15 protein-coding genes are annotated in these 13,759 nt (G+C 72.5%); 4 read left to right on the top strand and 11 right to left on the bottom strand.

Annotated elements, in window-relative coordinates; all coding sequences use genetic code 11:
* The first annotated feature begins 52 nt into the window (after window positions 1-52).
* The gene (locus ABD361_RS27030; protein ID WP_344438946.1) at window positions 53-1,171 is read left to right on the top strand and encodes a DUF5937 family protein; all 1,119 of its coding nucleotides are present in this window, start codon (window positions 53-55) and stop codon (window positions 1,169-1,171) included.
* A gap of 155 nt (window positions 1,172-1,326) precedes the next feature.
* Here the strand turns inward: ABD361_RS27030 and ABD361_RS27035 are convergent, their stop codons facing one another.
* Complete coding sequence (locus ABD361_RS27035) at window positions 1,327-2,004, bottom strand: response regulator (protein WP_344438948.1); 678 nt, start codon at window positions 2,002-2,004, stop codon at window positions 1,327-1,329.
* Window positions 2,005-2,086: 82 nt separating this feature from the next.
* Window positions 2,087-3,280 (bottom strand): sensor histidine kinase, encoded by a 1,194-nt coding sequence (locus tag ABD361_RS27040; RefSeq protein WP_344438950.1) that lies wholly within the window; start codon window positions 3,278-3,280, stop codon window positions 2,087-2,089.
* A gap of 121 nt (window positions 3,281-3,401) precedes the next feature.
* Here ABD361_RS27040 and ABD361_RS27045 point away from each other — a divergent pair, with 121 nt between their 5' ends.
* Entirely contained in the window at window positions 3,402-4,487 is a 1,086-nt protein-coding gene (locus ABD361_RS27045) for an SAM-dependent methyltransferase (RefSeq protein ID WP_344438952.1), read from the top strand.
* Complete coding sequence (locus ABD361_RS27050) at window positions 4,484-5,626, top strand: NADH-quinone oxidoreductase subunit D (RefSeq protein WP_344438954.1); 1,143 nt, start codon at window positions 4,484-4,486, stop codon at window positions 5,624-5,626. Before ABD361_RS27045 ends, ABD361_RS27050 begins: the two co-directional genes overlap by 4 nt.
* A 49-nt stretch (window positions 5,627-5,675) precedes the next feature.
* On the opposite strand, the gene ABD361_RS27055 is transcribed toward ABD361_RS27050, so the two are convergent.
* The 4 genes from ABD361_RS27055 to ABD361_RS27070 form a co-directional block, all read right to left on the bottom strand.
* Window positions 5,676-6,605, bottom strand: a complete 930-nt coding sequence (locus ABD361_RS27055) for a hypothetical protein (protein WP_344438956.1) — start codon at window positions 6,603-6,605, stop codon at window positions 5,676-5,678.
* Window positions 6,606-6,724: 119 nt separating this feature from the next.
* The gene (locus ABD361_RS27060) at window positions 6,725-7,732 is read right to left on the bottom strand and encodes an ABC transporter substrate-binding protein (RefSeq protein WP_344438959.1); all 1,008 of its coding nucleotides are present in this window, start codon (window positions 7,730-7,732) and stop codon (window positions 6,725-6,727) included.
* A 32-nt stretch (window positions 7,733-7,764) separates the two neighbouring features.
* Window positions 7,765-8,448 carry an ABC transporter permease gene (locus tag ABD361_RS27065; protein WP_344438961.1) on the bottom strand — a complete coding sequence of 228 codons (684 nt, stop codon included), beginning with the start codon at window positions 8,446-8,448 and terminating at the stop codon, window positions 7,765-7,767.
* Window positions 8,448-9,182 (bottom strand): ABC transporter permease, encoded by a 735-nt coding sequence (locus ABD361_RS27070; RefSeq protein WP_344438963.1) that lies wholly within the window; start codon window positions 9,180-9,182, stop codon window positions 8,448-8,450. Before ABD361_RS27070 ends, ABD361_RS27065 begins: the two co-directional genes overlap by 1 nt.
* 154 nt (window positions 9,183-9,336) lie before the next feature.
* Between ABD361_RS27070 and ABD361_RS27075 the strand changes: the two genes are divergently transcribed.
* Window positions 9,337-10,479: an ABC transporter ATP-binding protein gene (locus ABD361_RS27075; protein WP_344438965.1), complete on the top strand. Its 1,143-nt coding sequence runs from the start codon at window positions 9,337-9,339 to the stop codon at window positions 10,477-10,479.
* 8 nt (window positions 10,480-10,487) lie between these two features.
* Here ABD361_RS27075 and ABD361_RS27080 read toward each other — a convergent pair whose 3' ends face one another.
* The 5 genes from ABD361_RS27080 to folP form a co-directional block, all read right to left on the bottom strand.
* On the bottom strand, window positions 10,488-10,976 hold the full coding sequence (locus ABD361_RS27080) for a DUF3180 domain-containing protein (protein WP_344438967.1): 489 nt from the start codon (window positions 10,974-10,976) through the stop codon (window positions 10,488-10,490).
* Between the two features lie 50 nt (window positions 10,977-11,026).
* Entirely contained in the window at window positions 11,027-11,620 is a 594-nt protein-coding gene (gene folK / locus ABD361_RS27085) for a 2-amino-4-hydroxy-6-hydroxymethyldihydropteridine diphosphokinase (RefSeq protein WP_344438969.1), read from the bottom strand.
* Window positions 11,617-11,976 (bottom strand): dihydroneopterin aldolase, encoded by a 360-nt coding sequence (gene folB, locus ABD361_RS27090; protein ID WP_344438971.1) that lies wholly within the window; start codon window positions 11,974-11,976, stop codon window positions 11,617-11,619. The genes folK and folB overlap by 4 nt, the downstream gene beginning before the upstream one ends.
* A 282-nt stretch (window positions 11,977-12,258) precedes the next feature.
* Window positions 12,259-12,726: a nuclear transport factor 2 family protein gene (locus tag ABD361_RS27095; protein WP_344438973.1), complete on the bottom strand. Its 468-nt coding sequence runs from the start codon at window positions 12,724-12,726 to the stop codon at window positions 12,259-12,261.
* Window positions 12,723-13,610, bottom strand: coding sequence for a dihydropteroate synthase (gene folP, locus ABD361_RS27100; protein WP_344438976.1), 888 nt, complete (start codon window positions 13,608-13,610; stop codon window positions 12,723-12,725). The genes ABD361_RS27095 and folP overlap by 4 nt, the downstream gene beginning before the upstream one ends.
* Window positions 13,611-13,759: the final 149 nt, after the last annotated feature.

Genomic DNA, 13,759 nt, shown 5'->3' on the forward strand with positions numbered 1-13,759 from the left:
AAGGAACGTCAAATGACGGCCCGGCCCGCCGGGAGAGAGGCACGATGAGCCCATGAGCGTCATGATCGACATCGCGGGGCTGCCGCCCGAGCGCATGGTCTTCCGGCCGTCCCCGCTGGCCGAGCTGTGCGCCGCCCTGCACGCGCTGGCCGAGCCGGTGCACCACCCGGGGCTGCACGGCTGGACCACCGCGACGAACTCCGCCCTCAAGCCGGACCTCGCGGACCGCCTGTGCGAGGCGGACTTCCTGTGGCGTTCGACGTTCTCCGACATCTCCTTGCCGTGCGCCGCACTGCCGCAGACTCAAGGTGTGCCCGGCGCCACCCTCGCCGAGGACCTGGACCTGCTCGACCGGCTCGACGACGAGGTGTTCGTCGACGCCGCACTGGAGATCTCGTGCTCCAGCCGCTACAGCCGGCCCGGGCCGTCTCCCCTGGTGGACGCCGAGGCCCGGCATTACGCGATGGAGCGCGCCATGGCGCGCGGGCCCCGGGCGGTGGAGTTCGCCCGCCGGATCCTGGAGGACCCGCCGGCCGTGCGCGCCTGGCTGCGGCGGCTCTTCGAGGACTGCGCCGAGGCGTTCTTCAACGACACCTGGCAGCGGGTGCGCGTGCAACTGACCGCCGACGCCCGGCACAAGACCGAGGTGCTGCGCCGCAAGGGCCTGACCGAGGCCCTCGCGGAGGTCTCGCCCGCGGTGACGCTGACCGAGGACGGCAGCCGGATCAACGTCGACAAGCTCGGCAACGGCCGGACGACGGCGGTCGACCCCGCCATCGGCCCGGGCGTGACCTTCGTGCCGTCCTCCTTCGGCTGGCCCCATGTGTGGGTGCTGCACGCCCCCGGCTGGCGGCCGGTGATCCACTACCCCGTGGCCGCGGCGGAGCTGCCGGGGCCGGAGTCCCTGGAGCTGCTCAAGCTGCGCCTGGAGGCGCTGGCCCACCCGATGCGCATACGGATGTGCCGCTACCTGGCCCGCTCCGCGTACACCACGGGCGAGCTGGCCACGGCGCACGACATCAGCGCGCCGGAGGTCTCGCGGCACATATCCGTGCTGAAGAAGGCGGGGCTGCTGACCACCCGGCGCCGCGGCCGGTACGTGCTCCACCAGCTGGACCTGACCGTGGTGGCACGGCTCGGCAGCGACTTCCTGGAGGGCGTGCTGCGTTAGCGCCCCGTAGGGGCGCGGGGAACTGCGCGACAAGCCACAACGCGCCCGCAGACGGAGTGCCGTACGGTGCCCGGGCCCTGGGGGCGGTGCGTCGACTGCGGGCCGTCGGTGGCCGATCGCGCAGTTCCCCGCGCCCCTACGGGGCCGCTAGGCCCCTACTGGGCGGCGCCGCCCCCGGCGCGCACCAGGCCGCTCTCGTAGGCCATCACCACGACCTGCACGCGGTCCCGCAGGCCGAGCTTGGTGAGGATCCGGCCGACATGGGTCTTCACCGTCGCCTCGGACAGCACCAGGCGGGCGGCGATCTCGCCGTTGGACAGGCCCTGGGCCACCAGCAGCATGACCTCGCGCTCCCGCTCGGTCAGGCGGGAGACCTCGGCGCTGACCGGCTCGGCGCTGGTGCTCGGCAGCATCGGGCTGAAGCGGTCGAGCAGCCGGCGGGTGGTGCTCGGCGCGACCACCGCGTCGCCGCTGTGCACTGCCCGGATGGCGCCCAGCAGCTCGTTGGGCGGCACGTCCTTGAGCATGAAGCCGCTGGCCCCGACCTTGAGGGCGGAGAAGGCGTACTCGTCGAGGTCGAAGGTCGTCAGGATCAGCACCTTGGGCGGATCGTCCTGCGCGCAGATGCGGCGGGTCGCCTCCACCCCGTCCAGCCGCGGCATGCGGACGTCCATCAGCACCACGTCCACCTCGGTGCCGGCCAGCACCTCGAGCGCCTCGGCACCGTCCCCGGCCTCGGCGACGACCTCCATGTCGGGCTGGGCGGCCAGCACCATGCGGAATCCGGTGCGCAACAGCACCTGGTCGTCGACGAGCATCACGCGGATCGCCATGCGGGGTTCCCTTTCACAGGTTCACGGATCGAGCAGGAGCGGGGGTTCATCGATGGAGGGTTCCATGGTGGTGGCGGCGGGGTCAGCGGCCCGGCCTGATCGGCAGCAGCACGCTGATGCGGAAGCCACCGCCCGGGCGGGGCCCCGCGTCCAGAGTGCCGCCGACCATGCCGACGCGCTCGCGCATGCCGATCAGGCCGTGGCCCATGCCGTCGGCGCCACCCGCCTCGTACAGCTCCTGCTGCGCGCCCCGGCCGTCGTCCTCCACCAGCAGGCCCAGGCCGTCGTCGAAGTACGTCAGCCGCACGCTGGCGCCCACGTCCGGGCCGCCGTGCTTGCGGGTGTTGGTCAGGGCCTCCTGCACGATGCGGTAGGCGGTCAGCTCCACACCGCTGGGCAGCGGGCGCGGAGCGCCCTCGATCGTGAAGTCCACCGGCAGGCCCGCGGTGCGGACCTGCTCCACCAGCTCGCCGATCCGCTCCACGTCCGGCTGCGGCACGTACTCGCCGCCGGACTCGCCGCTCTCCTCGGTGCGCAGCACGCCCAGCAGCCGGCGCATCTCGGCGAGGGCCTGGCGGCCGGTGGCGGAGATCGTCGACAGCGCCTGTTTCGCCTGATCGGGCGAGGCGTCCAGCACGTACGCCGCGCCGTCGGCCTGCACCACCATGACCGACACGTTGTGGGCGACGACGTCGTGCAGCTCGCGGGCGATCCGGGCGCGCTCGGCCGTGACCGCCATCCGCGCCTGCTGCTCGCGCTCCTTCTCCAGCCTCTTCGCGCGCTCCTCCAGCTGCGCCCAGTAGGCGCGGCGGGTGCGCATCGAGTCGCCGAGCACCCAGGCGAGCAGGAAGGGCACCGCGAGGAAGACCGTTACCAGCAGGTTGGTGGAGAGGGAGTTGTGCTCGTTGGGCCAGCGCAGCTGGGCGAGCGGTGCCGCCACGAAGCTGCCGGCCAGGGCGAAGCGCGAGGCCCAGCGGACGTGCCCGGACGCCACGGTGTAGACGATCACGAGCATGGCGAAGTCGGCGACGCCCGCGGGCTGGTTCAGCACGAGCTGGGCCACGCCGGTGGCGGTGGCGAGCAGCAGCATCTGCTGCGGGGCACGGCGGCGCAGCGCCACGACGAGGCACAGCGGCAGGGAAAGGAGCATCGGCACCACCACCGATCCCCCGCTGACATCCGCCGCAGACAGCAGGCTCATCCCCAGCAGCAGGACGGCCCAGAAGCTGTCCACACAGGTGGGGTGTCTGCGGAGGAAGTCGTAGAGACGCTGCACGTCACCCAGCGTAGGCATGCGGAGCTGGTGCCCGGGTCAGCCCGGGGGGCGATCCATGCCCCGGGCGACTACTCCCCAAGGTGGAGGGTCGCCCCCGCACGCCCCCGCTTACCGTGGGCACATGGCAAGTGCGAGCAGCGGCCCGGACGGGACGCGGACCTGGCGGGAGGCGGCCGATGCCGCCCTGTACGGCCCCGGAGGCTTCTACCGGCGCCCCGAGGGGCCGGCGGGTCACTTCCGTACGTCGGTCCACGCCTCCCCGCTGTTCGCCGGGGCGGTCGTGGAGCTGCTGCGGCGGGTGGACGCGGCCCTGGGGCACCCGGCGGAGCTGGCCTTCACCGATGTGGGCGCCGGCCGGGGCGAGCTGGTGCGCGCGGTGCTGGAGCGGTGCCCGCAGGATCTGGCGGCGCGGCTGCGCCCGTACGCGGTCGAGATCGCGGACCGCCCGGCCGGGCTGGACCCGCGGGTCGTCTGGCTGGAAAAGGTCCCCGAAGGCGTCGAAGGGCTGCTGTTCGCGAACGAGTGGCTGGACAACGTTCCGGTGGACGTGGCCGAGGCCGACGGCGCGGGCCGGGCCCGCCGGGTGTTCGTCGGCGAGGACGGTGAGGAGCTGCTGGGCGAGCCGGTCGCGGGGGAGGACGCCGCGTGGCTGGCCCGCTGGTGGCCGCTGGAGGGCGCGCCGCCCGGGAGCCGGGCGGAGATCGGGCACCCGCGCGACGCCGCCTGGGCGCACGCGGTCGGCAGCCTGCGGGCCGGGCTCGCCGTCGCCGTGGACTACGCCCACGAGCGCGCCACCCGGCCGCCCTTCGGCACCCTCGCCGGCTTCCGCGACGGCCGCGAGGTGCGGCCGGTGCCGGACGGCAGCTGCGACATCACCGCGCACGTCGCCCTGGACGCCTGTGCCGCGGCCCGGCCCGGCACGGGCGCCGCGGTGACCACGCAGCGCCGGGCGCTGCACGCCCTGGGCATGGACGGCGGCAGGCCGCCGCTCTCGCTGGCCTCCTCCGACCCCGCCGCCTATGTCCGGGCGCTGGGCACGGCCGGGGAGGCGGCGGAGCTGACGGCACCGGGCGGGCTGGGCGGCTTCGGCTGGCTGCTGCAGCCGGTGGGTGACGCCTGTGCGCCCGTGGTGGCCGAGGTGCTGGGCGCGCCCGGCGGCGACGGCCGGGACGGGTCGTCCGGCGGGGCTGAGAAACTGTTCCCATGACGGAGACGACAGTCGGCATCGGCGGCGCGGCGGAGAGCACCGACATGGTGCTCAACATCGGGCCTCAGCACCCGTCCACCCATGGCGTGCTGCGGCTGCGCCTCGTCCTGGACGGCGAGCGGATCATCTCGGCGGAGCCGGTGATCGGCTACATGCACCGGGGGGCGGAGAAGCTCTTCGAGGCCCGCGACTACCGGCAGATCGTCATGCTCGCCAACCGTCACGACTGGCTGTCGGCGTTCTCCAACGAGCTGGGCGTGGTCATCGCCGTCGAGCGGATGCTGGGCATGGAGGTGCCCGAGCGCGCGGTGTGGACGCGCACCCTGCTGGCCGAGCTGAACCGGGTGCTCAACCATCTGATGTTCCTCGGCTCCTATCCGCTGGAGCTCGGCGGGATCACGCCCGTCTTCCACGCGTTCCGCGAGCGCGAGGAGCTGCAGACGGTCATGGAGGAGGTCTCCGGCGGCCGGATGCACTACATGTTCAACCGGGTCGGCGGCCTGAAGGAGGACCTGCCGGCCGGCTGGCTCGGCCGGGCCCGGCACGCGGTGGCCGAGGTGCGCTCCCGGATGGACGTCTACGACCGCCTGGTGCTCGGCAACGAGATCTTCCGCGGCCGTACGCGCGGGGTGGGCGTGCTGGCGCCGGAGACGGTGCACGCCTACGGGGTGAGCGGGCCGATCGCCCGGGCCTCCGGCGTCGACTTCGACCTGCGCCGTGACGAGCCGTACCTGGCCTACGGCGAGCTGGGCGACGTGCTGAAGGTCGTCACCCGGCAGGAGGGCGACTGCCTGGCGCGCTTCGAGTGCCTGCTGGAGCAGACGCACAACGCGCTGGAGCTGGCGGACGCCTGCCTGGGCCGGCTGGCGGAGCTGCCCCCGGGCCCCATCAACCAGCGGCTGCCCAAGGTGCTCAAGGCGCCGGAGGGCTCGACGTACGTGTGGACGGAGAACCCCCTGGGGCTCAACGGCTACTACCTGGTGTCCAAGGGCGAGAAGACGCCGTACCGGCTGAAGCTGCGGTCGGCGTCCTTCAACAACATCCAGGCGCTGGTGGAGCTGCTGCCGGGGACGCTGGTCGCGGACATGGTGGCGATCCTGGGATCGCTGTTCTTCGTCGTCGGCGACATCGACAAGTAGACGTCGGCAAGCAGACGTCCCCGGCCGGGGCTCCGTCAGGAGATCGCGGTCAGGAGATCGCGGTGCGCAGCTCGGCCACGTCGATCTGCTCGGTCTCGTCGTGGGCGGTGAGGTCTATGACCTTGCCGTCCTCGTCGACGCCGGCGGCCTCGGCGAGGGCCTCCTCGCCGACCACGTCGGCCAGGTCCTGCTCGTCCACCGGCTTGTCCTTCTTCGCGTTGCCGAAGAAGTCGAAGCCGCCCTGGGTGCGGGCCACCTTTCGGCGTGCGGCCGGCACCGGCGGGGCTGCGTCGGCCTTCGCGGTCTTCTTGGCGGCGGCCGGCTTCTGCTTCTTCCCGGCGTTCTTCCCGGCGTTCTCCGCGGCGGCCTTCGCCGCGGCGGCTTCCTCGGCGGCCTTCGCCGCGGCCGTGGCCTCGGCCTTGCGCTCCAGGGTGCGCAGGGCGTCGGCGGCCCGCCGGTAGGCGTCGGGGCCGATTCCGGCCGGGGGCAGGGCCTTGGCCTCGCCCGGTGCCGCGGGCTTCGCCCCGGCGCCCTTCTCCAGCAGGCGGCGGCCCTCCAGGGCGCTGGCCCGCTCGGTCTCGGCGGTGGCGTAACGGCGCAGCAGGTCGGCGTGCTCGGTGCGGAGGCGGGCGAGCTCGGCGCGCTTGTTGCGGAGCTTGACCTCGACCCTGGTGCGGGCCAGCCGGGTCTCCTCGAGGTCCGTCTCCAGCTCGGCGATGCGCTCCTCGGTCTTCCACTCGTCCCGGGTGCGGGCGGCGGAGAGCTGGGCGACGCGCTTGCCGGCCGCGCGGTCCCAGCGGCGCATCATCACCGAGCCGACGACGGCCGCGGCCGCGGAGGCCGCGGCCAGGGCGCGTATGACGAGCGGCTCGCCCACCACCAGGGCACCGGCGGCGCACGCGACGGATGTCGCGGCGACCGACAGCGGGGGAAGAAGCCGGTGCAGGGGTGCGGAATGGCGATGGCGTCCTCGTGGCATGGCCTGAAACTTACCGTGCGTTGCCTCGGGAGTGTGACCCCGCCACCAAACTCTTCCCTTGATCTTACTTCTCCCCTACGCCGTCCACGCCGTCACTTGCTCGCCGTCAGATGAACCCGTCACTTCGTCAGGAGCTTCTTCTCCTTGAGGTACTGCGCGGCGACATCGGCGGGCTTGAGCCGCTCGGCGTCGACCTTCTTGTTGAGTTCGGTGAGATCGGCCGTGGTCAGGACCCTGTTGAGGCGTTCCAGCGCTTCCGTGATCTTCTCCGAGCCGGCCTTCTTGGCATTCACCACGGGCAGCACGTTGTCGGAGTTCTGCAGCTTCTTGTCGTCTTCGAGGAGCACCAGCCCGAACTGCTGGAGGGTGGCGTCGGTGGTGGTGGTCAGGAGCAGCTGCGCCTTGCCGTCCTTGACCGCCTGCTTGGCCTGGGGGCTGCCGACCTCCAGCGGCACGATGCCGGAAACCTCGATGCCGTAGGTCTTCTCCAGCCCGGGCCGGCAGAAGGGCCGCTCCCGGCATTCGTCGCCCGCGGCCAGCTTGACCTGCTGCTTCGACTTTCCGAGGTCGGAAAGCGTCTTGAGGTGGTGTTCGTTTGCGAACTCGCCGGTAACGGCGAAGGCGTTCTGGTCGACCGCCCGGCCCGGTTCGAGCACCTTCAGCCCGCGCGGCTCGGCGAGTTTCCGCAGTGCCTTCACCGTGGCCTCCGGACCGGAGGAGGCCACCTGCGGGGCGTCCTTGCCGTTCTGCTTCTTGTTGAGGAATTCGGTGAGCGTCGCCGCGTACTCCGGGACGACGTCGATCTCGCCCCGCTCCAGCGCCGGCTCGTACAGCTCGCGCGCATCGACGGTGTGCACCGTCGTGGAATATCCGGCGTTCTTCAGCAGCCCCGCGTATATCTCCGCCAGAACCTTCGATTCGGTGAAGGATGCGGAGCCGATGACCAGGGACTTCTCCCCCGAGCCGGCGCCGGAGCCACCCGCCCCGCCGGACTTCTCCAGGCTGTCGCCGCCGCACCCGGCGAGCCCCGCGGTCAGGGCCGCGACGCCGGCGGCCGCCAGCAGGGCGCGGGCGCGGCGCGCCCGGCGCGCCGTTCCCGGCAGCAACGGCAGCGTTGTCCTGGGCATAGGTGACTCCATCCGTCCGATTGGTTCGCTCGTCATGCGCGTGCGGTCGCCACCTGCCCGCGCATCGGGTCCAGCAACCGCTGCAGCAGCACGAACGCCCCCTCGACCGCCAGCGCCAGCACCGCCACCAGCAGGGCGCCCGCCACCACCTGGGCGGTGTCGGTGAGCCGGAAGCCGGCCGTGATGATGCGGCCGAGCCCGCCGCCGCCGGGCAGCGCCGCCAGCGTCGTCGTGGCCACGACCTGCACGGCGGCGGACCGGATGCCGGTCATGATCAACGGGAAGGCCAGCGGCAGCTCGACGCGCGCCATCACCTGACGACCCGTCATTCCCATGCCGCGCGCGGCCTCCACCGTCCCCCGGTCGACACCGCGCATGCCCACGTAGGCGTTGGTGAGCACCGGGGGTATCGCGAACAGCACGAGCGCGATGACCGTCGGCCAGGATCCGTGCGTACCGAGCGGGCTGAGCAGCAACAGCACCAGCACCGCGAAAGTCGGTACCGCACGGCCCACGTTGGAGATGTTGACGGCCAGCGCGCCGCCCTTGCCCAGGTGGCCGAGCAGCAGGGCGACGGGCAGCGCTATCGCGCACGAGATCAGCAGGCAGACGACGGTGAGGAAGAGGTGCTCACCGAGCCGGCGCCACACCCCGTCCGTGCCGGACCAGTGGGCAGAGGTGCTCAGCCACTCCCACGTACGCCCCAGGACGTCCATCAGGCCACCGCCTCACCTGGCAGGTCCTTCGCCGGGCGCCGCGCGAACACCCGCTTCTTCGGGCGCGCTCCCGCCCGGGCCCACGGCGTCAGCAGCCGCTGGACGCCCAGCAGTGCCACGTCCGCCACCACGGCCAGCAGGACGCACAGCACGGATGCCGTCAGCACCTGCGCCTTGAAGTAGCTGTGCATGCCCTCGTAGATGAGGTTGCCCAGGCCGCCGTACCCGATGATGGCGCCCACCGTCGTCAGCGAGACGGTCGAGACCGTGGCGATCCTCAGACCCGCCATCAGCGCCGGTACGGACAGGGGCAGTTCGACCTGGAACAGCAGCCGGGCCGGACCGAACCCCATGCCCCGCGCCGCCTCCCGCGCCTCCTCCGGGACGGACGCGAGGCCGGCGAGTATGTTGCGCACCAGGATCGTCAGCGAATACAGCACCAGACCGGTGACCACCACCGCCGCCGAGAGCCCGAACACCGGCACCAGCAAAGAGAACATCGCCAGCGAGGGCACCGTGTACAGGATCGTGGTCGCCCCCAGCACCGGCGCCGCGAACCCCCGCCACCTGCGGGCCAGCAGCGCCAGCGGGAAGGCCACGAACAGGCCGATCAGCACGGACGAAAGAGTGATGCCGATGTGCTGGAGGGTCGCCTCCGTCAGCTCCGTGCCGCGCGTGCGGACGTACTCCCCGCAGACCCAGTCGTTGGCGATCAGGCAGTTCTGACCGGCCATCCGTGCCCTCACCTCCCCCTCGGCTTTCACGGTCGGTTACCAGCGACCCTAACCCGGCGCACTGACATTCGCCTCCGGCAGTCATTCAACGGCAACATGTTCGAAGGCCGTCCCGACGGCCGACGGGCAGCCAACCGGGCAACAATGGGGAACCATGATCCGCTTCGAGCACGTCACCAAGCGCTACGCCGATGGCACGACCGCCGTCGACGACCTCTCCTTCGAGGTCGCGGAAGGGGAGCTGGTCACGCTCGTCGGACCGTCCGGCTGCGGCAAGACCACGACCATGAAGATGGTCAACCGGCTGATCGAACCCACCAGCGGCCGCATCCTCGTCGACGGCCGGGACATCGCCGACGTCGACCCCGTCGAACTGCGCCGGCGCATCGGATACGTCATCCAGCAGGTCGGCCTCTTCCCCCACAAGACCGTGCTCGACAACACGGCCACCGTGCCGCACCTGCTGGGCTGGTCGCGCAAGAAGGCCCGCGCACGGGCCGCCGAACTGCTGGAGCTCGTGGGGCTGGACCCCGCCCGCCACGGCGACCGCTACCCCGAACAGCTCTCCGGCGGACAGCGTCAGCGCGTCGGCGTGGCCCGGGCCCTCGCCGCCGACCCGCCCGTCCTCCTGATGGACGAACCCTTCGGAGCCGTCGACCCCGTCGTGCGGGAACGACTGCAGTCCGAATTCCTGCGACTGCAGTCGCAGGTGCGCAAGACGGTGCTGTTCGTGACGCACGACATCGAGGAAGCCGTACGGCTCGGCGACCGCATCGCGGTGTACGGGAACGGGCGCATCGAACAGTTCGACGTACCGGCCGCGGTGCTGGGCGCCCCCGCCACGCCGTACGTCGCGGACTTCGTGGGCGCCGACCGGGGGCTCAAGCGGTTGTCGGTCACGCCGATCGAGGCGGGCGACCTGGAACAGCCGCCGGTCGTGCACCTCGACGACCGGCTGGCCGACGCCGCGGAGCGGCTGACGGCCGACGGGGCCCGGTGGGCCGTCGTCCTCGACGACGCGGACCGGCTGCACGGGTGGATCTCGGCCGACTCCGTGGCCACGGGCGGCGGAGTCGTGCGGGACGTGGCGCGGCGGATGGATGCCTGGCTGCCGCTGGGGGCGTCACTGAAGCAGGCGTTCAGCACGATGCTGCAGCACGATGCGGGGTGGATTGCGGTGGTCGATGGGGAGGGGGTGGATCACTTCTTGGGCGTGCTCACGCCTGGGGGACTGCATGCGGCGTTGCGGCGCTCGGTGGGTGGGGACGCGGAGGTGCGCACCGTCAGTGGTGCGTAAGCAGCGCGCTACGCCCGCGTAGCGCCCGTGCCGTCTTCGTCGTCGTCTTCCGGGAGGCGGCAGACGCGTTCCATGAAGAAGGCCGCTGCCACCACGCAGGCGCCGGCCAGGACCGAGGCGCCGGCGTAGATGGCCTGGTCGCGGCGGACGGGGACATCGAGGCCGTCCATGAGGAGGAAGACGCCGACGCCGCCGTACATGCCGGCCACCAGAGCCGCGACCAGGGCGCTCGCCTGGCCGAAGACGACGGCTCGCGCCGCCAGGAGCGGGTCGACGCCCTTGGCGCCGGGGCGGCGCTCGCGCTGGGCGCGCAGGCGTGCCCGGAGCGAGAGGCCGGTGGCGAAGAGGACGACGGCGATGACGGCCAGCACGATGGGCGCGGCCACGGGCACGCTGGGCAGCGTGCCGAAGGAGTCCCACAGCCGGGCCGCCGCCCAGGACAGCACCCCGGCCACGGCGAACAGCCCTGCCAGCATCCCGATCCGCAGTTGTTTCACGTGGCTGTCGCCCCTCTGTTTTTTGTCGCTCGCCGCCACCCGCCCAACGGCTACTCGGGCAGGCGGAGTTCCAGGTCGGTCCGGACGGACACGCCTTCCTTGCCGACCGTCGTCAGCAGGTCGGCCAGTGCGCCGTGGCCCGGGACGACGGCCTCGGGGTCCACGTCGTACCACGGGACGAGGACGAAGGCACGCTCGTGGGCACGCGGGTGGGGCAGGGTGAGTCGCGGGTCGTCGGAGACGACGTCCTGGTAGGTGACGATGTCGACGTCCAGGGTGCGCGGGCCCCAGCGCTCGTCCCGCACCCGCTCGAAGGCCTCCTCGATCGCGTGACCGCGCTCCAGCAGGGAGTCCGGCGGAAGGGTGGTCTTCACCAGCACGACGGCGTTGAAGTACGACGGCTGGGAGCCCGCCTCGACGCCCCACGGCTCGGTCTCGTAGACGTGGGAGACGGCTTTGACGCGCAGGCCGGGGGTGTCCTCCAGGGCGTCGATGGCGCCCTGGAGGGTCTCCAGGCGGTTGCCCAGGTTGCTGCCGATGGAGATCACGGCGCGCTTGGGGTTGTGCAGGGTGACGTCTGCGGCGTCCACCTGTTCCACCACGGAGGCGGGCACCGGCTGCACGGTCGGGTCGCTGCTGCTCATACTCGGCTCCGGGTGATCGTGACGGTCACGTCGTCGAAGGGAACGGTGATGGGGGCGTCCGGCTTGTGCACGACGACCTCGACCTGCTGCACGGGCTCGTGCTTGAGGCACTGCTGGGCGATGCGCTCGGCGAGGGTCTCGATGAGGTCGACGGGCTCGCCCTCCACGATGCCCACGACCTCCTCGGCCACGATGCCGTAGTGCACGGTCTTCGTGAGGTCGTCGCCGGCCGCGGCGGGCCGGGTGTCCAGGCTCAGCACCAGGTCCACGATGAAGGTCTGGCCCTCCTCGCGCTCCCGCGGGAACACCCCGTGGTGGCCGCGAGCCTTCAAGCCGCGCAGCGCGACACGATCCACACGAATCACTCCTGCTGGTCGTCGGTACGGGCCCGGCGCGGCAGGCGGCCGCCGGGTGGCCCACTTCGAATCTACCTGCGGGCACCGACACGGCCGGTCCTCGGGTGCTATGGACAGGACTTCCGGGCGGTGCTAGGCACCTCCCTCGCCCTCCGCCCCGTCCCCGCCTTTCCACCCCCGGCCTGGGCCGACGCGCCTGCGGGGTGGTCCGGCCAGGGGTGACATACCCGTGCGGGGGACGTGTCGTACGCCACATCACCCCGACGGGTCAGCCCGCCCGGGTCAGGGCGATTCGTCCCCGTCGTCCTCCTCGTCCTCCTCGCCCGCCAGCACCGGCGAGCCGTGGTGGGACCACACCTTCCACTCGCCGCCGGCCGTGCGCCGGAAGACGTTGGTGGCCACGACCAGCTGGCCGACCAGCGGGCCGAGCTCGCCCTCGTTCTCGGCGGGGGCGCCGCTGAGGATGTTCTCCGTGCAGGTCACCAGGGCGGTGTCGCCGGTGACGGAGACCTCCACGTCCGTCAGGAAGAACTGGATGTAGTCCGTGCTCGCCATGATCAGGGCGTACGAGCGCAGGACCTCGCTGCGGCCGCGCAGCACCGGCCAGCCGGGGTGCACGCAGGAGACCTCGGCGCCGGGCTCGTTCAGCCACAGCTGTTCCATGGCCGCGGTGTCGCCGCGCTCGACCGCCTCGTACAGCGCGGTGTTGGCCAGCTCGACCCGCTCGCTCTCGGTACGGGCGGTGCTCACACCGCCCCCTCGGCCGCCGCGGCACCGGTGACGGCGGCGACCACGCGCACGGCGTCGGCGCTGGCCCGCACCTCGTGCACCCGTACCGCCCAGGCGCCGTCGCGGGCGGCGAGGGCCGAGACGGCGGCAGTGGCGCCGTCCCGCTCGCGGGCCGGCGGCGGCTCGCCCCCGGGGCCGGCCAGCACCCGGCCGAGGAAGCGCTTGCGGGAGGCCGCGACCAGCACCGGCAGGTCGTCGAGCTCCCGGCGGAACCTGCGCAGCCCGGCGACCAGGGCCAGGTCGTGCTCGGCGTTCTTGGCGAAGCCCAGGCCCGGGTCGAGGACGATGCGCTCGGGCTCGACGCCGCCGGCGACGACGGCGTCCAGCCGCTGCCGCAGCTCGTCGATCACCTCGCCGGCGACGTCCGGGCCGTAGACGGCCCGGCTGTTCATGTCGGCGCTGAAGCCGCGCCAGTGCATGACCACGAACGGCACCCGGGCGTCGGCGACCACCGGCACCATGGCCGGGTCGGCCAGGCCCCCGCTGACGTCGTTGACGAGCGCCGCGCCGGCCTCGACGGCGGCCTCGGCGACGGCGGCGCGCATGGTGTCCACGGAGACGACGATGCCCTCGCCGGCCAGCTCGCGGACGACCGGGATCACCCGGCGCAGCTCCTCGTCCTCGTCGATCCGCGTCGCACCGGGACGGGTGGACTCGCCGCCCACGTCGACGAGGTCGGCGCCGGCCGCGGCGAGCTCCAGGCCCCGCTTGACCGCCAGGGCGGTGTCGAACCAGTGGCCGCCGTCCGAGAACGAATCGGGCGTGACGTTCACGACGCCCATCACGGCACAGCGGTCCCACTCGGGCAGTCCGACCGGCCCCACACGGCCGCGCAACGTACTCATACCAACCAGCCTAGGGCGTGGGAGCGCCCCGTTCACCGCCCGCCCGGGGGCACGGGAAAAGCGAGGGCACGGGAAGGCGAAGGGCACGGGAAAAGCGTGGGCCCCCGCCCGGACGGTGTCCGGTGCGGGGGCCCACGGGGCCGGCTGCG

Origin of the sequence: Streptomyces luteosporeus, assembly GCF_039532865.1 — a bacterium.
Taxonomy (GTDB): Bacteria; Actinomycetota; Actinomycetes; order Streptomycetales; family Streptomycetaceae; genus Streptomyces; species Streptomyces luteosporeus.

Bases quoted from the DNA above. Each gene is read 5' to 3' on its own strand.
- ABD361_RS27060 (WP_344438959.1), bottom strand. From the start codon at position 7,732: ATGCCCAGGACAACGCTGCCGTTGCTGCCGGGAACGGCGCGCCGGGCG.
- folP (WP_344438976.1), bottom strand. From the start codon at position 13,610: ATGAGTACGTTGCGCGGCCGTGTGGGGCCGGTCGGACTGCCCGAGTGG.
- ABD361_RS27075 (WP_344438965.1), top strand. From the start codon at position 9,337: ATGATCCGCTTCGAGCACGTCACCAAGCGCTACGCCGATGGCACGACC.
- ABD361_RS27070 (WP_344438963.1), bottom strand. From the start codon at position 9,182: ATGGCCGGTCAGAACTGCCTGATCGCCAACGACTGGGTCTGCGGGGAG.
- ABD361_RS27055 (WP_344438956.1), bottom strand. From the start codon at position 6,605: ATGCCACGAGGACGCCATCGCCATTCCGCACCCCTGCACCGGCTTCTT.
- ABD361_RS27065 (WP_344438961.1), bottom strand. From the start codon at position 8,448: ATGGACGTCCTGGGGCGTACGTGGGAGTGGCTGAGCACCTCTGCCCAC.
- ABD361_RS27050 (WP_344438954.1), top strand. From the start codon at position 4,484: ATGACGGAGACGACAGTCGGCATCGGCGGCGCGGCGGAGAGCACCGAC.
- folK (WP_344438969.1), bottom strand. From the start codon at position 11,620: ATGAGCAGCAGCGACCCGACCGTGCAGCCGGTGCCCGCCTCCGTGGTG.
- ABD361_RS27045 (WP_344438952.1), top strand. From the start codon at position 3,402: ATGGCAAGTGCGAGCAGCGGCCCGGACGGGACGCGGACCTGGCGGGAG.
- ABD361_RS27030 (WP_344438946.1), top strand. From the start codon at position 53: ATGAGCGTCATGATCGACATCGCGGGGCTGCCGCCCGAGCGCATGGTC.
- ABD361_RS27035 (WP_344438948.1), bottom strand. From the start codon at position 2,004: ATGGCGATCCGCGTGATGCTCGTCGACGACCAGGTGCTGTTGCGCACC.